At 67.6% G+C, this 21,259-nt stretch carries 19 protein-coding genes and 2 pseudogenes; 4 read left to right on the top strand and 17 right to left on the bottom strand.

Translation table 11 applies throughout. From position 1 onward, the window contains the following. Nucleotides 1–268: 268 nt before the first annotated feature. From WFH44_RS06790 to prfB, 9 genes are all read right to left on the bottom strand, one after another. Nucleotides 269–1,231, bottom strand: a complete 963-nt coding sequence (locus tag WFH44_RS06790; protein WP_336712715.1) for an alpha/beta fold hydrolase — start codon at nt 1,229–1,231, stop codon at nt 269–271. After that, complete coding sequence (locus tag WFH44_RS06785) at nt 1,224–1,874, bottom strand: TetR/AcrR family transcriptional regulator (protein ID WP_336712714.1); 651 nt, start codon at nt 1,872–1,874, stop codon at nt 1,224–1,226. Before WFH44_RS06785 ends, WFH44_RS06790 begins: the two co-directional genes overlap by 8 nt. Beyond that, nucleotides 1,871–3,439: an AMP-binding protein gene (locus tag WFH44_RS06780; protein WP_336712713.1), complete on the bottom strand. Its 1,569-nt coding sequence runs from the start codon at nt 3,437–3,439 to the stop codon at nt 1,871–1,873. Before WFH44_RS06780 ends, WFH44_RS06785 begins: the two co-directional genes overlap by 4 nt. Further along, nucleotides 3,436–4,656 (bottom strand): branched-chain amino acid ABC transporter permease, encoded by a 1,221-nt coding sequence (locus tag WFH44_RS06775; RefSeq protein WP_336712711.1) that lies wholly within the window; start codon nt 4,654–4,656, stop codon nt 3,436–3,438. The genes WFH44_RS06780 and WFH44_RS06775 overlap by 4 nt, the downstream gene beginning before the upstream one ends. Then, nucleotides 4,653–5,528, bottom strand: a complete 876-nt coding sequence (locus WFH44_RS06770; protein ID WP_336712709.1) for a branched-chain amino acid ABC transporter permease — start codon at nt 5,526–5,528, stop codon at nt 4,653–4,655. Before WFH44_RS06770 ends, WFH44_RS06775 begins: the two co-directional genes overlap by 4 nt. Continuing rightward, on the bottom strand, nt 5,525–6,376 hold the full coding sequence (locus tag WFH44_RS06765; RefSeq protein WP_336712707.1) for an ABC transporter ATP-binding protein: 852 nt from the start codon (nt 6,374–6,376) through the stop codon (nt 5,525–5,527). The genes WFH44_RS06770 and WFH44_RS06765 overlap by 4 nt, the downstream gene beginning before the upstream one ends. After that, the gene (locus WFH44_RS06760; RefSeq protein WP_336712705.1) at nt 6,376–7,140 is read right to left on the bottom strand and encodes an ABC transporter ATP-binding protein; all 765 of its coding nucleotides are present in this window, start codon (nt 7,138–7,140) and stop codon (nt 6,376–6,378) included. The genes WFH44_RS06765 and WFH44_RS06760 overlap by 1 nt, the downstream gene beginning before the upstream one ends. An 89-nt stretch (nt 7,141–7,229) precedes the next feature. Next, nucleotides 7,230–8,426 (bottom strand): substrate-binding domain-containing protein, encoded by a 1,197-nt coding sequence (locus tag WFH44_RS06755; RefSeq protein ID WP_442892878.1) that lies wholly within the window; start codon nt 8,424–8,426, stop codon nt 7,230–7,232. Nucleotides 8,427–8,875: 449 nt separating this feature from the next. Next, nucleotides 8,876–9,991: a peptide chain release factor 2 gene (gene prfB, locus WFH44_RS06750; RefSeq protein ID WP_336712702.1), complete on the bottom strand. Its 1,116-nt coding sequence runs from the start codon at nt 9,989–9,991 to the stop codon at nt 8,876–8,878. A gap of 108 nt (nt 9,992–10,099) precedes the next feature. Between prfB and WFH44_RS06745 the strand changes: the two genes are divergently transcribed. Next, entirely contained in the window at nt 10,100–10,831 is a 732-nt protein-coding gene (locus WFH44_RS06745) for a DUF72 domain-containing protein (RefSeq protein WP_336712700.1), read from the top strand. Between the two features lie 93 nt (nt 10,832–10,924). Here WFH44_RS06745 and WFH44_RS06740 read toward each other — a convergent pair whose 3' ends face one another. The 7 genes and pseudogenes from WFH44_RS06740 to WFH44_RS06710 all read right to left on the bottom strand — a co-directional run. After that, nucleotides 10,925–11,431: a pilus assembly protein TadG-related protein gene (locus WFH44_RS06740; protein ID WP_336712699.1), complete on the bottom strand. Its 507-nt coding sequence runs from the start codon at nt 11,429–11,431 to the stop codon at nt 10,925–10,927. Beyond that, the gene (locus WFH44_RS06735; protein WP_336712698.1) at nt 11,428–11,919 is read right to left on the bottom strand and encodes a hypothetical protein; all 492 of its coding nucleotides are present in this window, start codon (nt 11,917–11,919) and stop codon (nt 11,428–11,430) included. Before WFH44_RS06735 ends, WFH44_RS06740 begins: the two co-directional genes overlap by 4 nt. Beyond that, the gene (locus tag WFH44_RS06730) at nt 11,900–12,310 is read right to left on the bottom strand and encodes a TadE family protein (RefSeq protein ID WP_336712696.1); all 411 of its coding nucleotides are present in this window, start codon (nt 12,308–12,310) and stop codon (nt 11,900–11,902) included. Before WFH44_RS06730 ends, WFH44_RS06735 begins: the two co-directional genes overlap by 20 nt. Continuing rightward, complete coding sequence (locus WFH44_RS06725) at nt 12,310–12,495, bottom strand: hypothetical protein (protein ID WP_336712934.1); 186 nt, start codon at nt 12,493–12,495, stop codon at nt 12,310–12,312. Before WFH44_RS06725 ends, WFH44_RS06730 begins: the two co-directional genes overlap by 1 nt. 106 nt (nt 12,496–12,601) lie before the next feature. Continuing rightward, a complete protein-coding gene (locus tag WFH44_RS06720) occupies nt 12,602–13,543 on the bottom strand; it encodes a type II secretion system F family protein (protein ID WP_336712695.1) in 942 nt (313 codons plus the stop codon). After that, complete coding sequence (locus WFH44_RS06715) at nt 13,540–14,403, bottom strand: type II secretion system F family protein (protein WP_336712693.1); 864 nt, start codon at nt 14,401–14,403, stop codon at nt 13,540–13,542. The genes WFH44_RS06720 and WFH44_RS06715 overlap by 4 nt, the downstream gene beginning before the upstream one ends. Continuing rightward, a pseudogene (locus WFH44_RS06710) lies at nt 14,400–15,164 on the bottom strand (CpaF family protein); the annotation flags it as partial. The pseudogene WFH44_RS06710 and the gene WFH44_RS06715, both read right to left, overlap by 4 nt. Nucleotides 15,165–15,196: 32 nt before the next feature. On the opposite strand from WFH44_RS06710, the gene WFH44_RS06705 reads away from it, so the two are divergent. Together WFH44_RS06705 and WFH44_RS06700 are read left to right on the top strand one after the other, a co-directional pair. After that, complete coding sequence (locus WFH44_RS06705; RefSeq protein WP_336712691.1) at nt 15,197–16,444, top strand: tyrosine-type recombinase/integrase; 1,248 nt, start codon at nt 15,197–15,199, stop codon at nt 16,442–16,444. Continuing rightward, nucleotides 16,434–18,770, top strand: coding sequence for a tyrosine-type recombinase/integrase (locus tag WFH44_RS06700; protein WP_336712689.1), 2,337 nt, complete (start codon nt 16,434–16,436; stop codon nt 18,768–18,770). Before WFH44_RS06705 ends, WFH44_RS06700 begins: the two co-directional genes overlap by 11 nt. Nucleotides 18,771–18,815: 45 nt before the next feature. Here WFH44_RS06700 and WFH44_RS06695 read toward each other — a convergent pair. Further along, nucleotides 18,816–19,283 (bottom strand): annotated as a pseudogene (locus tag WFH44_RS06695) (CpaF family protein); the annotation flags it as partial. A 161-nt stretch (nt 19,284–19,444) separates the two neighbouring features. Here WFH44_RS06695 and WFH44_RS06690 point away from each other — a divergent pair. Next, nucleotides 19,445–21,259: an ABC transporter ATP-binding protein gene (locus WFH44_RS06690; RefSeq protein WP_336712688.1), complete on the top strand. Its 1,815-nt coding sequence runs from the start codon at nt 19,445–19,447 to the stop codon at nt 21,257–21,259.

Below are 21,259 nucleotides of genomic sequence, written 5' to 3'. Positions count from 1 at the left end.
CCCACTATGTACCGAAGGATGGGCTTCTGCTCGGGGGAAGAACCATCGGCTTTTTGACTATATGCGCGATTTCTTGGGATTTGCCTGCAGATCAGGGCCGGGCGTGTCGTTTAACCAAACCGCGCAGCAGAGGGTCCGGAGCGGTTCCGGTAGCCCCCGGAACCGGCCCGGACGTACGAGACCGTCCTTCAGGCCGGCTGCCACAGGGTCAGGATAACTACTGGCCGCTGTACGGGGAAGGCATGGAGGGACCTGCAGGGGCCGACCGTTAGCGGGGCCCCGCCGGCGCGGCAGCTGGCGACGGCCCTCGGGGCTCCGCGGGCATGTCCGGCGGCGGCACGAGCGCCGCGGCAACCGCGCCGGCCACCACGCCGGCTCCCGGGGCATCCATCACGATCGTGTAGTGGTTGACGTCCGGAACGTCCCGGACGTCAAGCCGTTCGAGTTGCTGTTCCCAGCGGCGCGCATGGGCCTGCGTGTAGAGGCCGGCCGGCTCGTCCATCAGGCCGCGGGGCGCCCGAAGCAGCAGGGCGGGGACGACCAGCGCTGCGAGGGCCGCCCTCAGGTCCGGACCGCGGTTCAGGTCCGCCGTGTCCTGGCGCATTGCCTCGAAACGAGTGGCCGGCCGGAGCCCGGGCTCTTCGCCCGCGAGGTCGTAATCGACGTACTCCTCCACCAGCGGATTCCAGTTCCGTGCGAACGCCGGATGCTGCTTCCAAAAGCTTCGGTACGCCTCCCGGCTCGCGTAGCGCGTGCCGAGCCGCTCGGCCGCGGGTCCGAGCACCGCCTCAATGACCTCGTCGTCGCTCAGGCCGGGCGGGACCTGCAGCGGCAGGCCGCCGTCGATGAGGATCAGCGAGCGCACCGCCTGCGGGTACCGGTGGGCCAGCACCACGGAAACGAACGCGCCCATGGAATGGCCGGCCACCACCGCCGACTCCACCTCGAACGCGCGCAGGACGGCCGCCAGGTCTGCCGCGTGGGCGGCCATTCCGTACGGGCCCGGCAGGCCGTTGCTGCGGCCGCGCCCGCGCAGGTCCGGTGCGATGATCCGAACCTCCGGCAGCCGGGCGGCCACCAGCCCCCAGGTCTTGTGGGATGCGGTCACCCCGTGGACGGCCAGCAGGACGGGAGCGGCCGGATCTTCCGGGCCCCAGACGCCGCAGCGCAGCGCCCCGCCGCGCACGGGGACATCCGCCGTCCGGTAGCCGCAGGTAGTGTGCTCACTCATTCGCCGTTCCTTCCGTCAGCGGACCGGGCCCCGGTGCCAGGGCACGCTCGATGAACTGCATCATTTCCTCGAAGACTTCCTCCGGCACGTCCGGCCGCGGCGCCTTCCCCGGCCCGGGGCCCTCCTCGTCCCACAGCACCCAGCGCATCCCGATCAATTCGCCGATCCCCATCAGCGCCCACGCGGCCACCGTCGGGTCCATCGGCCGTACCTCGCCCTCGGCCTGGGCGTGCTTGAGCCCCTCGATGTAGCCGTTGACGATCCGGGTGTAGTGCATCCGCAGCGCCCCGGGCGAGACGAATTCCGCCTGCCGGACGATCCGGTACAGCGCCGGATGTTCGGCGGTGAACCGGAAGAACGCGCGGAAGCCGGCGCGCTCGGCCTGCAACCGGTTGCCTGCCTCGCGGGCCGCCTCGGTCATGGCGTGCCGGACGCGCCGGTTGAGGTCCTCGACCACCTCGTCGAAAATCTCCTGCTTGCCGGAGAAATACAGGTAGAAGGTGCCCAGTCCGACGTCGGCCTCTTCCGTGATCTTCACGATCGAGGCGTCGTGGTATCCCACCGACGCGAAGACCGTTTCCGCGGCCTGCAGCAGCTTCCCCCGGGTTCGCGTACCCCGGGCCGTCCTGGGTGCCGTGCTCATGTGCGGACCTCCGATCCTTCCAGCGCCTGCCCCGCGGCCCGTTGCCGCAGCCGGCTGCGCGCCACCTTGTTGAGCGCGGTCCGCGGCAGCCGGGAGACGAATTCGATGCGGCCGGGCACCTTGAACCGCGCCAGGTGTTGCCCACAATGTTCCAGCAATTCCTCTTCGTCGGTCACCCTCCCCTGCCGGACCACGACGTAGGCCGCCCCGGTCTCGCCCCAGCGTTCATGCGGCTCGCCGACGACGGCGGCCTCCGCGACGGCCGGGTGCTCCAGCAGCACGGCCTCGACCTGGGCCGGCGCCACGTTCTCGCCGCCCGAGATGTAGATGTCCTTGAGCCGGTCGACCACGCGGATGAAGCCGTCACAGTTGCGTTCGACGAGGTCTCCGGTGTGCAGCCAGCCGCCCGCGAGCGCGGCCGCGGTGGCCTGCGGGTCGCGGAAGTATCCTGCGAAGACGCCCGGCCCGCGGACCCGGAGTTCTCCCGTGGCGGCGCCCTCGAGCAGCCGCCCGGTGGCCGGATCAGCCACCGCGACATCGACATGCGGATACGGCTTGCCCGCGTAGCCGAGCATCGAGGCGGCGTCCTCGTTGGGCAGGCAGAGCACGTTCGGCGACGCCTCGGTCAGCCCGTAGCCCTGGCTCAGCGCCACTCCCCTGCGGTGCCAGATCCGCAGCAGCGCCGCCGGCATGGACGCGCCGCCGACGATCGCGTGGGACAGGGTGGACAAATCGGTGGCGGCGAAGTCCGGGTGCTCGGCCAGCATCAGGTAGTGCGTCGGCACACCCATCAGCGTGGTCACGCGCCGTTCCGTGATCAGCTGCAGGACCCGTCCGGCGTCGAAGGAGCGCTCGAGCACGACGGTGGCCCCGGTCCACCAGGCCAGCAGCGGCTGGATGTTCCACCCGCCCACGTGGAACTGCGGCAGGACCGAGAGTACGACGTCGTTGCTGTTCAGTTCCGCGGTGCGCGAGAGCGAGAGGTTCGTCCAGAAGCAGTTGGCGTGCGTCAGCACGGCCGCCTTGCTGCGCCCCTCCGTACCGGAGGTGAACACCATCAGCAGGGCGTCGCCGTCGTGCACTTCCCGCGGTTCCGGGGCGTGGGCGCTGCGGCGGGTCGGCGGCGGGACGTGTGCCTCCACCCCGGCCGGGCCGAGCGGCGCCGTCCGCGCGGCCTCAGCCAGCCGCGCCAGGGCGGCGGCCGCCAGGGCGTCGAACTCGTGCTCCACCAGGACAAGCGCCGGGTCGGCGTGCTCCAACTGGTCCGCCAGCTCCGGCGGCGAGAGCCGCCAGGACAGCGGGACGAGCACCAGCCCCGCTTTGGCGCAGGCGAAGAACAGCACCACGTGGTCCGCCGAGTTTCCCGTCACCGTGGCGATCCGATCGCCGATGGCGTAGCCCGCGGCCCGGAATGCGGCGGCGAGCGCGGCGGCCCGGCGGTCCAGGTCCCGGTAGGCCAGGGTCACGCCGCGGTCGTCGATGGCCACGCGGCCCGGCGTCGAGGAAGCCCGGTCCGATGTCCAGCGCCCCAGAGTGTGCAGCCCGTCCTCGGGCCGGGCCGTCACGCGGCATCCTCCAGCACGGCACGGGCCTTGTCCGCCTGGCCGGCCCTGGCCCGGCGGCCGCGGCCGAGCCGGCCGGCGGCTCCGGTGAGGCCGCCCGGCAGGAAGAGCACCACAAGGATGAACAGGGTGCCCAGGATGAACAGCGGTTCCGAGAGCGGGATCCTCAGGAAGTCCGGCAGGCCCGCGATGGCATCGGAGTTGGCGAGCGAGGTCAGCCGCTGGTCCAGCAGCGTGTAGAAGACGCCGCCCACGATGGCGCCCCAACGCGAGCCGACACCGCCCAGGACCACCATGACCAGGAGCGTGATGGTGAAGTCCGCCGAGACGCTCCGCGGGACCGCCCCGGACTGCAGCAGGAGGTAGACCATGCCCACCAGCGAGGCGAGCACGCCGCCGACGACGAAGACCAGCAGCTTGATCAGGTAGGGCTGCAGCCCGATCACCCGCACCCGCAGTTCGTTCTCGCGCACGGCAGCAGCGACGTGGCCGGCGCGGCTGTACTGCACCCAGGTGACGATGGCGAAGACGAGCACCAGCACCACCAGGGCCAACCAGTAGAGGTTGCGGGTATTGACCACGCCGACCAGGAAGTCCGGGAGGCTGCCCGTGGCCAGCGCGAGTCCTTCCTCGCCGCCGCTCGCCCCGCCCGGGTTGCGGCCGACAAGCACCGAACCTGCTTCCGCGAATGCCAGCGTCACCATCGCGAAGGGAATCCCCGCCACGCGGAGGCTGACCGCGCCGACGACGTGGGCGAGCACGATCACCAGGAGCAGGGTCAGGCCCATCGCCGGCAGCAGCGGGATGTCCAGGTTGTCGAGGATGATGGCCAGCCCGTAGACGCCGGCGCCGAAGTACAGGGCATGGCCGAACGAGAGCAGGCCTGCGACGCCGAGCAGCATGTGGTAGCTCAGCGCGGCGGCGGCCATCAGCATGCACATCGCCATCAGGTGCAGCGATCCCGGCGTGTACGTGGGGCCGGGCAGCACGCCCGGCAGCGACAGGTTGAGCAGCGGCAGCAGGCCCAGCAGGGCCACCGCCGCCCCGCCGATCCCCCACTTCGCCAGGGCCTTCGCGCCGCCGCGCCTTCCTCCGCGTCCCGCCGCGGAGGCGGCCCCCGAGCGGGCGGAGGCGCCGCCGTCGTACGCGGACTCCATCCGGGCCGCGGCGTCCCCCGTTTCCGGAGTCGGGTGCTGGGTATCGGTCTCGCTCGTGGTCATGATTTTCTCCCAAGGAGTCCGGAGGGACGGAAGAGCAGGACAAGGGCCAGGGCAATAACGACGACGAAATCGCCGGTTCCGAAGAGGTAGAAGTTCGCGAACTGCTGCAGCAGCGCCACGGCGACGGAGGCCACCGCGGCTCCGGTCAGCGAGCCCAGCCCGCCGATCACCGTGACAATGAACGCGAAGATCAGCAGCGAGCCGCCGAGCAAGGGCGAGACGTAGCCGAAGTAGTGCGACGCCAGGACGCCGCCCAGGCCGGCCGCCGCGCCGCCGATGGTGAAGACCAGGGTAAAGGCCTTGCGCACGTCGATACCGAGGGCGGTCACCATGGACCGGTTCTCGACGCCGGCGCGGATGATCATGCCGTAGCGGGTGCGCTTGAGGAAGAGCACCATGCCCAGCAGCACCAGGGCGGCGGCGATGATCGAGATGAAGCGGTCGTTCGGGATCTGCGCGCCGAGCAGGTTGGTGGTCTGGCTGAACCAGGCCGGGCCGTCGATGAAGACGGGGTCCGTTCCCCAGATGCCTTCGAACAGCGCCACGGTGGCCAGCGAGAGGCCGACGGTGATGAGCACCTGCTCGATATGCCGCTCGTACAGCCGGCGGATGAGGACCAGTTCGGTGAAGGCCGCGAAGAGCGCTCCCACGGCGGCGCCGATCAGGATGGAGACCAGGAAGGAGAACCAACTGTCGGCTCCCGTGCGTCGGGCGACCTCCCAGCCGGCGAAGGCGCCCAGCGTCAGGAAGGACCCGTGGGCGAAGTTCAGCACGCCCATCAGCCCGTAGATAAGGGAGAGTCCGGAGGCGACGAGGAAGTACAGCGCGCCGAGGCCGAGCCCGGTCACGAGGAGAAGGATCACGGTGCTCACAGGCCTGCTCCCTTCCGTGCCGGGCCTGCCGCCGGGGCGGGCGCCGCCGCCTGCGTGGAGGGCGCCTTCTGCGTGGAGGACATCGCCGCCGCGGCCGCCACGGGAGTTTCCGAATCCTGCGCTTCCTGCTCGGCGTCGGCGTGGACGCCGAGCAGCCGCCGGGTGAGGTCCTCGTCGTCGAGGAAGTCGAGGGCGTTTCCGGTATGGACCACCCGGCCGCCGGACAGGACCACCGCATCGCCGGCCAGGCGGCGGACCACCTGCAGGTTCTGTTCCACCAGCAGGATCGGCACGGTGGCAGCGGCCTGTTCCAGCGCTTCCGCCACCTCCTGGACGATCTTGGGAGCCAGGCCCTTGGTCGGCTCGTCGATCAGCAGCACCTTGTTGTCGTTCAGCAGCGCACGAGCCAGCGACACCATCTGCTGCTGGCCCCCCGAGAGCGTTCCGGCCATCTGTCCGGCACGCTTGACCAGGTCGGGGAAGAGCTGCTCCACGAGTTCGCGCCGCGGGTGCGCGTCCCGTTCGGCCAGTCGCAGGTTCTCCGCCACCGTGAGCTTGCCGAAGACCTCGCGGTCCTCGGGCACGTAGCCCACGCCCCGGCGGATGAGTTTCCAGGTCGGATCCTTGTCGATCCGCTGCCCGTCGAGCTCCACCCGGCCGGTGCGGTCGATCAGGCCGATCAGGGCCTTGATGGTGCTGGTTTTGCCCACGCCGTTGCGCCCCAGCAGCGCGGTAATGCCGCTGGCCGGAACGGTGAAGGAGACGTCCTCGACGACCTGCTGGCCGCCGATGCGCGCGTTCAGCCCGGCGACGTCGAGGATAGGTTTGGCTGTGGTCTGGCTGGTCATTAGACGGGCTCCCCCAGGTAGGCGCTCTGGACGGTCGGATCGGCCATCACGGCCTCTGGCGTGTCGATGGCCAGCAGGCTGCCGTGGTGCATCACGGCTACCCGGTCCACGAGGCCCAGCACCACGTCCATGTGGTGCTCGACCATCATGACGGTGCAGCCCCGGTCCCGGTGCATCCTGCGGATAATGGCGCTCAGTGCCGGCACATCGCCGGAGGCGACGCCGGCCATCGGCTCGTCGAGCAGGATCAGCGCCGGATCCGCCGCCAGCAGCATGGCAATTTCGACCTTGCGCTTATCGCCGTGGGAGAGGTCTCCCGCGTGGGCCGAGCTCTTGGCACCCAGACCGACCTCGTCGACATTTTCCTTCGCCGTCCTGGTCGCCGCGTCCGAAGCCCCGGGAAACCGAAGCACCGAGAGGCTGCCGCCCAGCCGGGCCTGGGCGGCCAGCCGGACGTTTTCCAGCACGGTAAGCCCCGGGAAGAGGCTCGAGGTCTGGAAGGTGCGGCCCAGGCCGGCTTTCGCCCGGCGGTGGACGGGCATCTGAGTGACGTCCTGGCCGTTGATGGCGATCGTGCCCGCCGTGGGCCTCAGGACGCCGGAGATCAGGTTGAACAGGGTGGTCTTGCCGGCGCCGTTGGGGCCGATCACGCCGACCATTTCGCCGCGCGGTACCGAGAATCCGACGCCCTCAAGAATCCGGGCGCCGCCAATCTGCAGGCCGACGTTGTCGACGGCGAGCGCCGGCTGGGCGGGGTTGCTCATGGAAGTCCTTCGCTAGGTGCTGGCGTCATGGGCGGCGGACCGCGCCGGTCGAAGGCGCGGTCCGCCGCACCGGGACGGATGGTGGCCGGTTACTTGGTTTCCGGCGGCGCTACCTCGCCGGCCGGGACGACCTTGATCAGCTCCGGCGCCCAGGCGCCGTCCTTTTCGACGAGCTTGGCCTGGTACATGTCCTGGACGAGCGCGTGGTCCGAGGCCCGTACCGTTGTCTCGCCCTTGGGGCCTTCGAAGGTGAAGCCCTCCAGCGCGGTGACCATGGCGTCGACGTCGTTGCCGCCCTCCTCCACCGCACGCACGATCATCTGGCCGGCAACGAAACCGTCCGGGGTGAACAGGTCCGGCTTGGCTCCCGCCGTCTCGACCGAGGAGATCATCGCCTTCTCCACGTCGTTGCCGGCCGCGCCCGGGAAATAGTGGTTGAGGAAGCGGATCTTGTCCGAAGCCGCTCCGTAGGCGCCGAACGTGGCGGCGTCGCCGAGGCCGGTAACGATGGGCGCCGCATCGAAGGCGCCCTGCTGGCTGAGCGCCTCCCACATTGAGCCGGAAGTGGCGCCGGCCCAGGCTGCGAAGACCAGGTCGGGCTTGGCGTCGATCAACTGGCGGGCGAACGGCGTGAATTCGGTGGCGTCCTCGGGAACCAGCACCTTCTCGACAGTGGCGCCCTGGGCGCCGAGCACGGCTTCGACGGCGGCGAGGTTGCCCTGGCCGAAGGCGTTGTCCTGGGCGAAGACGAGGACCTTCTTGCCCTTGAGGTCGTCGACGAAGGTGCCGGCCGTGGCGACGTCCTGCAGGCTCTGCCGGCCCGACCGGAAGGTGTAGTCATTGATGCCCTGGATGGCATCGGTGGCCGCCGGGCCCGAGATGTACAGGACCTTGTTCTGCTCGGCCTGCTCGGCGAGCTTGAGGGCGATGCCGGAGACGACCGTGCCGGCAAGGATCTTATAGTCCTGGCCAATCAGGTCCTTGGCGACCGTCACCGCCTTGTCCGGATCGCCGCCGTCGTCATGGTACGTCAGGTTGAGCTTGGTCCCGTTGACTTCGCCGCTCCCGTCGGTGGCATAGTCGATGCCGGCCTGCAGGCCCTCGTAGTACGCCTCGCCGTAGGCCGCCAGAGGACCCGTCTTGGAATAGACGATGCCGACATTGACGCTTTCGGGACGGCCGGCCGCGCCGGCGGCTCCTTCCCCGCCGGGACTGGGCGCACAGGAAGTGACTGCCAAACCGGTGGCGAGCGCCGCAGCCATAAGGAACTTCTTCGTAGCCTTCACGGGATGCCTTTCGTCGTGGATCCGCTGAGTCGCTGGAGACTGAACCACCCAAGGGCAACCGCTTGTCTCCCCCAAAACCTGAAAGGTGATTCAGATTACAGAGAATCTATGACGCAAGTCACTCGACTGTCAATGGCCCGGCGCCGCCACGGGGGTTACGTTCCGGTCTCAGATGCTCGGATACCGGCAGAAAGAGGCAGCAGCCTCGAGCCGTGGACCACCGTTCTCCCGCGGCGATCGGGGCAACAGCAAAACCCCGCCCGCCTGAATTGGCGGACGGGGTCCCGTCACTTGTTGGAAGGCCGCTCCGCAGCACGCGCTCTGCTATCCGCACGTCGAGAGTACCTAGGCCTGCCGCGGCTAACGGCCGCGATCGTTCCTGGCTGCCGGGGCTGCGTTGTCCTGCTCGCCCCAGTGCCTACTCGGAAGCGTTCCTACTCGCCGGAGTTCTACTCGGCCGCGTTCCGGTTATTGGCACGCCACCGGATACCGGCGTCGATGAAATCGTCGATTTCGCCGTCGAACACCGCGCCGGTGTTGCCCACTTCGTGTTCAGTCCGGAGGTCCTTGACCATCTGGTACGGGTTGAGCACGTAGGAGCGCATTTGGTCGCCCCAGGAGGCCTTCACGTCACCCGCTAGTGCCTTCTTCTCGGCGTCTTCCTGCTCCTTCTTGAGCAGCAGCAGCCGGGACTGCAGCACGCGCATGGCGGCGGCGCGGTTCTGGATCTGGGACTTCTCGTTCTGCATGGAAACCACGATGCCCGTGGGCAAGTGGGTCAGGCGCACGGCCGAGTCCGTCGTGTTCACGGACTGTCCGCCCGGGCCCGAGGACCGGAAGACGTCCACCTTGATCTCGTTGTCCGGGATTTCGATGGAGTCCGTCTGTTCGATCAGCGGGATCACTTCCACGGCGGCGAACGACGTCTGGCGCCGGCCCTGGTTGTCGAAGGGGCTGATCCGCACCAGACGGTGAGTGCCGGCTTCCACCGACAGCGTTCCGAAGGCGTAGGGCGCCTTCACTTCGAACGTGGCCGACTTCAGCCCGGCCTCTTCGGCGTAGGAGGTGTCGAGCACTGCCGTCGGGTAGCCGTGCCGCTCGGCCCACCGCAGGTACATGCGCATCAGCATTTCCGCAAAGTCCGCGGCGTCAACACCGCCGGCGCCGGAACGGATCGTCACGACGGCTTCGCGCTCGTCATATTCGCCGGCCAGGAGGGTAACCACTTCCAGCTGCGATAGAGCCTTCTTCAAAGACTGCAGTTCCCCGGCGGCCTCGGCCATGGAGTCCTCGTCGCCCGCGTCCTGGCCGAGTTCCACGAGGACCTCAAGATCATCGATCCGCGCCGAGAGCTTCTCGAGGCGTTCCAGTTCCGACTGGCGGTGCGAGAGCTTCGACGTGATCTTCTGCGCCGCGGCCGGATCGTCCCACAGATCGGGGACGCCGGCCTGCTCGCTGAGCACGGCGATGTCTTTCCGGATGGTCTCCACGTCCGAAACAGCTTCAATGGATTCGTACGTCGCGCGAAGGGCACGGATTTCTGCGGGAAAGTCGATCTCAGCCATGGTCCCTCAAGACTACGCCATGCGACCGGCGCTTCCCGTGTCCTGAATACTGGTCCTGCTTGGGTGACTGCGAAACGGGGATGAACGCGTGGCTGATAGTGGCGGAAGGTGAGCGTGCACATCGGCACCTCGGGCTGGAGCTACGACCATTGGGAAAAGGTCCTCTACCCCGCCGGGATGCCGTCCCGCGACCGGCTCGCGTCCTACTGCCGGAAATTCGGCACTGTCGAGCTGAATGCCAGTTTCTACCGCTGGCCGCGCGACTCGACCTTTGCCGGCTGGCGGCGCCGGCTACCCGACGGCTTCGGCCTCTCCGTCAAGGCATCGCGCGGACTGACCCACGCCAAGAAGCTGTACGCGCCCGAGGCATGGATCGAACGGATCAAGCATTCCTGGCATGAGCTTGGCGACAAGCGGGCCGTCCTGCTGGTCCAGCTGCCGCCCGGGATGGAACGCGACGACGCGCGGCTCGACTACTTCCTGGCCCTGCTGCCCGACTGGATCCGGGTCGCCGTCGAGTTCCGCCACCCCAGCTGGCATCACCCAGGCATCTACCGCCTGCTCGAACGCCACGGGGCGGCCTACTGCGTGATGAGCGGCGCCAACCTGCCGTGCGTGCTGGCGGCAACGGCTCCCTTCGTCTACATCCGGATGCACGGCCCCGACCATCAGCATCTCTACGCCGGATCCTATTCAGAACCGGACCTGCACTGGTGGGCTGACAGGATTCATGAGTGGCAGGGATCCGGGAGGGATGTCTACGTCTACTTCAACAACGACGGCTTTGGCCACGCCGTCCGCAACGCCGAGGCCCTCCGCGGCATGGTCGGTGCGGACTGACGCAGCGGGGCGCTCCAGCTGTTCCCGGTGGCAGGCCCTGCGTTACTGCACAAGAACGACGACGCGGCAGTCCGGCAAGCCGGAATGATGATCTCATCGCCGCAGTTCGGAGCGTGCATCGCTGAAGACCGTGATCGGTACGCCGTCCGGAACCAGGAAATTCACCATCGGTGGATGGACGACGGCGGACAGCTCCACGTGCGCCGTGCGGCTTTCCGGTGATCCCGTGCCGCCGCTGACCGCAAGCACGTTGAAACGGCCGGCAGCCCCGGTCTCCGCCAAATAGCGCTGGACCGCACTGTGAACAGCCCCATCGCTGAGCCTCGGAACCGGCGCCCCTTCGCCGGTCTCGACGTCGGCCAAGGTGAACGTGTCTGCGGCGGCCAGGGCAGCCCCGTCCGCGACGGACAGCAGCTTCTTCCGCTCAATGTAGACAGAGGAAGCAGCCATGACGACGGTCAGGGTCAGCAGACTGATCGCGACAAACCCGATAATCAGGACAGCGACCTGCCCCTCTTCCTCCTCTCGGCTGACAGTCGAGGCTGCTGGCTGCGCGGAGCTTCGCCGCCCGGGGGCCCCCGACACCGAAAACGCGCTCATCCGTACTGCTCGACGATCTGCGTGGCCGAGGAGTTGACCCGGGCGAATGACATCCCGAGCCCGCCCGTCAACGGCAGGGGCACATCGAGGGCGATCTCGACCGTCACCGTCGACCCCGGTTCCAGGCACGCCCCGGACCCGCACGCGATCGAGACCGTGAGGTCTCCGGCGTCGAACCCGAAATCCTGGACAGACACGAGGGCGGCCTGCGCTGCCCGGCTGTGGGCTGCACCCGGCTCTTCCGCTGCGGCGAACACCTTCGCCGCGTGGTCGGCCGCACTCACCACGGCAAAGGATCCGCCCTGCACCTGTCCGACGGCGATCACAAAGTACACGACCGGGACGAGCAGGAGCGTCCCCAGGAAAACGAACTCAACGACGGCGCTGCCGGACTCATCGCGGGCTTCCGCCGATGCCCGCCTGGCGGCCCGCCGGCATGCCCGCACTACCGCTGCCAGCCGGGGCTGGTCAGCTAGGTAGCGGCGCATGGCCGTCCACCTCCAGGAGGCCCGCAGGCCCAAGGAGACCTAGCGCAGGCAGCGGGGCCCTGACCGACACACGCAGCGTCCGCAGGCCGGCCCGGCTGATCTCTTCGACCCGGACATCCTGCGAGTAGGCAGGGCTGAGCGTGCCGTCGATCAACGCCTCCGTCCGGGCAAGCGCGTCCGCGGCGCCCCGATCCGCCAGCGAACCGTACCGGGCTCCGGCTCCGGCGGCATCAATCAGCGTGTTCCGGACGTGCAGCACCAAGGCCAGCTGCATGATGGAGACGAAGATGAGCGCCAGCATGCCGCCGACCAGGACGAAGTCCACTGCGGCCGATCCCTTGTCTTGGGAGACGACAAGCCGCACCCTCAAGCGTTGCCTGCCCGACCGCATCAGGGCTGGCTGACCCGTCCCATGGCGTCGTTGAACAGCCCCTCGAGGGCCGGCTTCGCGATCGCCAGTATTCCGGCCACCAGGACCGCCGACATCAACGTGATCATGACCCACCCGGGAACATCTCCGCGTTCCCTGTCACCGTCGGCGAACGTGGTCCGCAGCCGGATTGCCGCCTGCGACATTGTTATCGACAGCAAGGCTGCGATCCACAGGAAGAACGAATGCTTGCTCATGACTGGCCTTCTCTCGTTGGGGCTTTTCGTGATGTTGGAAACCGTGGCCACGCCCTCACCAACCGAGGTCGATCAGGGCGAGGCCCGGGTAGACGGCAAAAAGGACGGTCAGCGGGAGGACACCGAAAACCAGCGGGACCATCATGGCGATCTCTTTCTTGCCCGCCGCCTCCATCAGGTCCCGTTTGGCCATGTCACGCACGTCCTGGGCCTGGGCCCGCAGCACATCGGCCAGGGGTGTCCCTCTTTCGACGGCAACGGTGATGCCATCGACGAACCGGATCAAGGCTGCCAGCCGGCTGCGGTGCGAGAACTCCTGGAGCGCGGCCAGCAAGGGAGTGCCGGCCCGAGTCGCGGCCAGCACGGACGCGAATTCGCCGGCGAGCTCGCCCTGGGAGGTGCGGCAAATCCGTTCCAGCGCCCCGGTTGCGCTTTCCCCGGCGCTGACTGCCAGGGCCATCAGTTCGGCCAGGCTGGGAAACTCCGCCAGCATCTTGGTTTCCCTGCGCTGGATCTGCATGGTGAGCAGGTAGTCGCGGAGCAGGAATCCACCGGCCGCCAGCCCCACGGTGAACACGACCGCGGCGACCGGATCGAAGCCGCCGCTGGCCGCTGAGATGACTGCGAGCGCCACGCCCAGGGCCAGGCCGCCCACCGCCCACATGAGCTGTTCGGCCCGGAAGTCGAGGGGGCTTTGCTTCCGGCCCGCCTGCGCCAGGCGCTTGGTCAGTACCGTCGTGCCGTAGTTGAACCGGCCAAACCACGACATCAGGTCCGAGACCACGGGGCGAACGATGCGCTCCAGCGCGCCGAAGGGAGTCACGGTGCCCGGGCCTGCCGCCAGAAGCCGGGACTGCACGTCCACGGACTTCAGCTGCGGCGAGATCCGATCGACGAAACGCGTCCTGCGCATCACCGGCAGGCGGACAAACACCAGCCACAGTCCGCTTCCCAGCACGGCGCCGACCAGGATTCCGAGAGTCAGCAGGTTGCTCATTGCAGCACCCTCTCGTCTTCCGGGAGGGCCCCGAGCCTGAGCATCAGCCGGTAGCAAACCACCGAAACCACGAGTCCACCCAGAAGCACCATGGCGCCGGCCGCGGTGTTATAGGCGGCGACTGCCTCCGGCCGGGTCGCCATCAGCATCAGGATGATCCACGGCGCCGCCACCGCCAGACGGGCGGCGTTGACAGTCCACGATTGGCGCGCCTCGAGCTCGCTGCGCGTCCGGGCACTGTCCCGGAGGAAGTCGGCCAAGGTTCCCAGTAGCTTCCCCAGGTCCGTTCCTCCCACCTCCCGCGTCATCTTGAGTGCCTCGAAGATGCGGTCCGCGACCGGATCCGCCAGCCGTTCCTTCAGCCGCTCCAGGGACTGGTCGAACCGGCCGCCCGCACGATAATCGGCGCCGAACTCGAGGAAGGCAGCCCGCAGTTCCACGGGTCCGCGGGTACCCAACTGGACCAGCGCTTCCGGCAAGGACAGCCCCGCCCGGATGGCCGAGCGAAGGTGGTCCACCGCGTCCGGCCAGATTTCCCGCATCGCAGCCACCCGCCGTCGTGCGCGCCACCGGACCAGCAGATAAGGCAACCACCCGCCGAAAAGAGCGAAGCAGGCGGCGATCGGAGGCGACTGGGTGATGACCAGAATGAGCAGGGCGGTGAACACCCCGGTACCGGCGCAACTGGCCAGAAGGCCCTGGACACTGACCCTCTGGATGCCAGCCTGCCTGATCATCTCCTGCAGCCGGCTGGGCCGGGTCCGTCGTACGGGTCGCTGGCGCGGGACAGGAACCTCCCAGCAGGACCACCAGACCAGGAAGAGGCCGATTCCGCCCGCCAGCCCGGCGGCGGCCGTCATGGCGTGCTGCCGATCAGCTGCATCACGTTGTAACCGGCCCGGGCGAACTTCTCCTCGCTGGGGCTGGCGGACTCGCTCGCCACCAGATCCCCGTCCCGCCGGCTGAACAGCGTCGAGGTTTCGATGATCCCGTTCTCCACCCGGCGGCCGAGGGAAACGATTTCCGCGACCTGCCGTTTGCCCGAGGCGGCGCGGGTACAGTGCACTACCAAGTCGATGCAGGATGCCACCGTCGGCAGCACGAAGGCGGAAGAGATGTTCTCGCCGGCCAGCAGGGGAAGCGTGCAAATCTTCGTGATCGCGTCGTGCGCACTATTCGCGTGGACGGTGCACATGCCTGGCAGGCCACTATTCAAAGCAATCAGCATGTCGAGGCTTTCGGCTTCGCGCACCTCGCCGACGATCAGCCGGTCCGGGCGCATGCGCAAGGCCTCCTTGACCAGCCGACGCAGAGGGATCTCTCCCCCGCCCTCGAGGTTCGGCTGGCGGCACTGCAGGCCGACGACGTCGCGGAGCGGCAGGCGGAGCTCGAAGATCTCTTCCACGGTGACGACGCGTTCACGGCTGCCGATGCTGGCGGCCAGACAGTTCAGCATGGTGGTCTTGCCGGCCTGTGTCGCTCCCGAGACCAGGATGTTGAGGCCGCTGGCCACGGCCGCGGCGAGGAACCGCGCGGCTTCGGGCGAGAGCGAGCCGAGTTCCACCAGATGTTCAAGCCGCGAGGCCTTGGCGATGAACTTGCGGATGTTCACGGCCCTGTGAACTAACCGAACTGTTGAGCCGATACTGCGGCGTGTCGGTCTCTCCCGCACTCGTCAACTGGTGCGACTTTGGTGTGGTGGACGCAGCGGGTGATGCGGGAGCACGTCAGCCGGTCGAGTCGGTATTGGTGGCCGAACTCGGCAGGGTTGTCGCGACAGCGGGTGTGCCGGGCTATCGAATCCTGGACCCTGTCGGCGAGGAGTTCGTTGCGGCGACTGAGTGGTTTCGGAATCTGATCGCGTGCGACCGTTCGCAGCTCACAATCCGGACCTACGCGAACAGTCTGTTGATCTATCTGCGGTTCCTTTGGAGCGTCGGCCGTCCATGGTTGGAGGCGGGCGAACGGGATACCCAAGAGTTCGTGCTCTGGATGCGGAGCGCCGACAAGTTCCTCGGATCGAAGCGGCCACCCGAAAGTCGTCCTGGCATCAACGGCGTCACCGGCAAGACCAACCTGGGTCCGAAGTACTCCGCCGCCGCGATCAATGGTGCGCTGACCGCTGGCCGTGGCTTCTACGAGTTCCACCGCCGCGGCAGCGGTCCAGTGCTGGTGAATCCGTTCCCGCGGTTAAATCCTCGTTTGAACGCCCACCACAATCCTCTGGAGCCATACAGGACCGGACCGCGTGACGCATACCGGCAGAAGGCCGTCCGGCGGGTGCCGCGCGCTATTCCAGATGCCAAGTTCGAGGCATTGTTCCGCAGCCTGCACTGCAACCGTGACCGTGCGCTGCTCGCCTTCTATGTCACCAGCGGTGCTCGTGCGAGCGAGATCCTCGGGCTCAGGGGAGGCGACATCGACTGGGGTGACTCGCTGATCACAATCCGCGCCAAGGGCGGCATGGTGCGGCAGATCCCGGTCGGTGGGCACGCACTGATCTGGCTCCGTGTCTACTTGCTGGAACGCGGCCCCGCCGCGGCCGACGAAGAGCTGTGGGTGACTGAACGGGAACCCCGCCGACCGCTGGGCTATGACGCGTTCCGTGCCGTCCTGCGACGGGCAAACGATGCACTCGGCAGCAACTGGACCCTGCACGACCTTCGGCACACCTTTGCGATCCGCGCGCTGGACGCCGGGATGACACCGCACCACGTCCAGGAAATCCTCGGGCATGCGTCCCTCGAGACACTGACCCTCTATTCAAAGCCGCGGATCGAGGACGTGCTTGCCGCACACCGCGCAATCCTCACCCCTCCGGCTTCCGATGCGACACCGGCTCAAGCCCTGGGCTATGCACAGGAAGACCTGGAAATCCTCTGGGGCCGCTGTGACGACTGAAGTCAGCCATCGACGGGCAACGCGCCGCGCGGCGCCCTCACAGTTGCACGCAGTCGAAGACGCCACTGCCGACGAAGTGTCCTTCGGCGAGCTCGCAAACGCCCCGTCCGAGAAGATCATCGAGGCCATCTGCTCACAGAATCAGGAAGCGGGGCCGGCTGCGGCTAAGCTGCTCGATTTCCTCGCCGGCTACGACGGTGAAACATGGCACGAGCGGTGGCATAACGCGGTCGAGGAGTCTGGACCGACCGGGAGGAGCTGGCTATTCCCAATAGTGCACCGGGATCTGGAGCGATGGGAGGCAGCCCACTACCACGTTGCACTGCGCTGGATGGTGTCGCTGGACCTGGTGCGACCGTCATATGTGTGGATGAACCGCCGGCGCCTGCAATTCTGGCCAGCCATCGGCCGCGACCGCGATGACAGCACATGGCAGCTGTTCGAAGCCCGCATTGCTACGTTGCGCCTGGTTCCCCAAACCCAGGCGCGAGCTCTGAGGACCGGCGGGCAGTTGGTCGCCCACACGGGCAAGCCGATTCACCAGATCACCGCCGAAGACGTGCTCACCATGGCACGGGCATACAACGACGGCAGGACAGTCGCGAGCAAGCAGTTAGCCTCAGTCTGGCACGTCCTGCGCGAACTTGGCTGGCTGCACAGCGATTCGGTCCGCTTCCCCGGCCGCATCCATCGCGTCGGCCGCAAGACTTGCGAACAGCTCGTCGACCAGCACAATATCGCCGAGCCGCAGCGCAGCGTCCTGATCCGGTACCTCAAAGCGCGCCAGCCTTCGCTGGACTACACGAGCATGAACAGCGTGGCATCGCGCCTCGTGGCACTGTTCTGGGCGGACGTCGTGCACAACTACGGCCAACCCGCCGGCTTCCAGCTGGCCCCCGAACATGGTGAGAACTGGAAAGAGCGGATCAAGATCCTTTCGGACGGCACGCCACGCCGCAATTACCGAGGAGTGATGAACACCGTCGCTGCGTTCTACTCGGATGTTGCACTCTGGGCGCAGCACGACGCGTATTGGGCCCAGTGGGTCGCACCACAGTTCATCTACGACTACGACACTGCCGGCAGCACCAAAGACCGCCGCCGGCGGATTTCCGAACAACACCACAAGATCAGACAGCTTGCCCCGATCCTCCCTCAGCTCGTTACCGCCGCAGAAACCGAACTTGCCCAGGCTCGTGACCAGCTCGCGGAAGCAGCCGCCCTCGGAAACGGCGCCCGCCTAACACTCGACGGACACGAATGGGAGGTCATCCAGGTAAGCCCACATTCACCCATCCGGGTGCGCCGCCCTGGTCAAGAGAAGCACCTGACAGACAAGGAAGACGCCGCATTCTGGATCTGGGCCGCCGTGGAGGTCTTGCGGCATTCCGGCATCCGCATCGAGGAACTGCTAGAACTCACCCACCTGTCCCTGCAGCCCTACACCGTCCCGCAGACCGGGGAAGTCGTGCCGCTGCTGCACATCGCACCCAGCAAATCCGACGAGGAACGTCTGCTGGTCGCGGGACCGGAACTGGCCCACGTGCTGGCCGAAGTGATAGCGAGAGTGCGCGGATCCGACGGCAGGGTTGCACTGGTCCAGCGCTACGACCCCTACGAGAAGATCTGGTCTGACCCACTTCCATTTCTATTCCAAGGTCGGCAAAGGGGCGGCCTCGCCAGAGTCACCAGCCCAGGGGCCATCCGCGCACTACTGAACGGACTACTCAGCCGCGCCGGCATTCAAGTCGCAGGGCGGCCGGCCCGGCTGACACCGCACGACTTCCGCCGGATCTTCGCCACCGACGCACTTGCCTCCGGCATGCCACCACACATCATTCAGCAACTCATGGGCCACAAGTCAATTGTCACGACCCAGGGATACGCAGCGGTCTATCCGCAGCACGTGATCCGTGAGCACCGAAGTTTCATCGCCAGACGACGCCAAACAAGGCCGAGCGACGAATACCGCGAGCCAACCCCTGAAGAATGGGACGAGTTCGAACGTCACTTCGTCACCCGCCGCGTCGAGCTCGGCACCTGCGGCCGCGCCTACGGCAGCAGCTGCCAGCACGAGCACGCCTGCATCCGCTGCTCCCTGCTACGGCCGGACCCAACCCAAAAAGAACGACTAACCAAAATCATCGGCAACCTTCACGACCGCATCAAAGAAGCCGAAACAAACGGCTGGCTCGGCGAGGTCGAAGGCCTGCAGACCAGCCTCACCGCAGCAGAATCGACGCTCGACCAGATGCACAAGACCGACACTCGAAGAGCAACCACAACCCTGTTGCCCATGCCCACCACTCGGATCGAAAACCGGTAACCGCGGCGACGAAAAAGCCCGCTTCACGACCTAACCAGTTCGGAAAAAGTGCTTCCGGGTGATGTCGGGAATCACCACGTGGAGCCGTGAACCGTCCGGGAGGGCGGCGTCGACGAACGGCGACGAGAGGTCCAGCCGGCGCCCGGACGATTTCAGCATGCGTTCCACCAGGTCGCGCACCTGCTGCTGGCTCAGCGTCACCGAGGTCAGCTCGGACTCGCCGCCCCTGGCCACGTACACCTCGGACGGCGAGTTGATCCAGATTTCCTCGATCAGCGGATCATCCAGCAGGGGCTGGAGCGGGCCGAAGCCGGCGACGGCGTCGAAGACGTACTTGCGGGCGTACTCCAGCTGCCCCAGCGGCGGCAGCGTCCCGAGCATGGAGCGCTCGTCGTAGTCCTCGACCGCCGCGTCCACCAGGCGCCGCACTTCGCCGGCCTGCTGGGCAGGATCGATCCCGCGGCGGCGGATCAGCTCGCGCACCTCGTCTTCGACTATCCGGATGCCGTCCATGCCATCCCCCTTGGCGCACAGCGCCGTGTGGCGGCGGCGGGCCTGTTTGAGACTGTGCCCGCCGCCGGTCTGCTATTCCGTTCCGACCCTAGGTGAAACGTGGATATCGGAGAAGAGCCGGGACGCGGATTGTGGATAAGACGTCTAATGTTGGTGCAAGTATGAACAGCATCTTCAAAATCATCGGCCCGTTGCTCAAGACGCTCCCCGACGGCAGCCGGCGCTTCCTCACCGGCTATGCGGCCGCCTCGGCAGCGTTGGCTTTGCTCGATGTCGTCGCCCTGGGGTTGGTGGCGGCGCTGCTGCCCGCGCTCGTCGGCGGTGAAGATGTCACGTTCCCGGTGCTGGGCAACCTGACCGAGCAGGGCCTGGTGCTGCCGCTGCTGATCGTGATCTGCCTGCTGATCGTGCTCAAGGGCGTGCTGGCGGTGCTGCTCCTGCGCTACGCCACGAAACGCTTCGCGCGGCACGAGGTGGCCATCGGCGACCGCCTCTTCGCCGCGTACCTCGCCTCCCCGTGGGAAAAACGGCTAGGACGGAACTCGGCGGAGATCGTGCGCTCAGTGGATGTCGGCGTCGGCATCACCGTTTCCGGCGTGCTGATGCCGGCGATGTCCCTGTTCGGTGAGCTCGGCACCCTGGCCGCGGTCGTCGTCGTACTCTTTGTGGCGCAGCCGGTGATCGCCGTTGTCACGATGATCTACCTGGGCCTGGTGGCGCTGCTGCTGGCGAAGGTGATCTCCCCGCGCGCCGTGGCGATCGGCCGCGAGAACCGGGAATGGTCCAACCGGACGGCGAAGACGCTGTACGAGGCGCTCGGCGCGCTGAAGGAGATCACGCTGGCCGACCGGGCGGGCGAGGTGCAGGAGCAGGTGCACGCCACGCGCACCCGGTCCTCCTACGCCCGCGCCGGAGCCATCCAGATTTCGCAGATCCCGCGCTACGTGCTGGAGACGGCACTGGTCGTCGGCTTCGCGCTGCTGGGCGGCGTGGGCTACCTGACCGGCGGTCCGGCCGGGGCGGTCAGTGCCGTCGGCCTGTTCGCCGTGGCCGGTTTCCGGCTGATCCCGTCGCTGACGCGCATGCAGGCCGTGCAGTCCTCCGTCAACACCAGCGGATCCTTCGCCCGCCAGATCGTGCAGGACATCCGCGAGGGCGAAGCGGAGATGGCCCGGCAGACGGCAGAGCGGCCGCAGCACGAGCTGCCCGACCGCGCCGCCGACATTGTGCTGCGCGACGTGAGCTTCAGCTACCCGGACGCGCGTTCCCCCGCGCTCGATTCGGTGAGCATCCGCATCCCGGCCGGCAGCCACGTGGCCTTCGTCGGTTCTTCCGGAGCCGGAAAGTCCACCATGGTGGACCTGCTGCTCGGGCTCCTCGAGCCGAGCGAGGGCCGCATCGAGGTGGCCGGCGAGCCCCTAGGGTCCGTGCTCAAGTCCTGGCGGCGGCGAATCGGTTATGTGCCGCAGGAGGTCTCGCTCTTCGACGCCTCCGTCGCGCAGAACGTGGCCCTCGCCTGGGATCCGGACAATGTCGACCGGGAGCGCGTGCGCACGGCGCTGGCCCGGGCCCAGCTGCTCGAGACGCTCAATGCCCGCGAGGGCGGCATCGACGCCCTGGTCGGCGAGCGCGGCCTGGCCCTGTCCGGCGGGCAGCGGCAGCGGCTCGGCATCGCCCGCGCGCTCTACGACAACCCCCGCGTGCTGGTGATGGATGAGGCGACCTCGGCGCTGGACACGGCCACGGAGGCGGCGGTGACGACGGCGATCGGCCAGCTGCACGGCGACGTCACCGTCATCACGGTGGCGCACCGGTTGTCGACCATCCGCCACGCTGACGTGGTGTTCTTCATGCGGGACGGGGCCGTGGCGGCGTTCGGCACGTTCGACGAGGTCGTGGCGGAGGTGCCCGACTTTGCGCAGCAGGCGGCCCTGGCCGGGCTGGCGGGTACGACGGAAGACAGCGTCCAGCAGTAA

It is taken from the genome of Arthrobacter sp. USHLN218, assembly GCF_037144715.1.
Classification (GTDB): Bacteria; Actinomycetota; Actinomycetes; order Actinomycetales; family Micrococcaceae; genus Crystallibacter.
The sequence above is the reverse complement of the archived record's forward strand: the minus strand, read 5'-3'. Positions and strand labels throughout refer to the sequence as shown.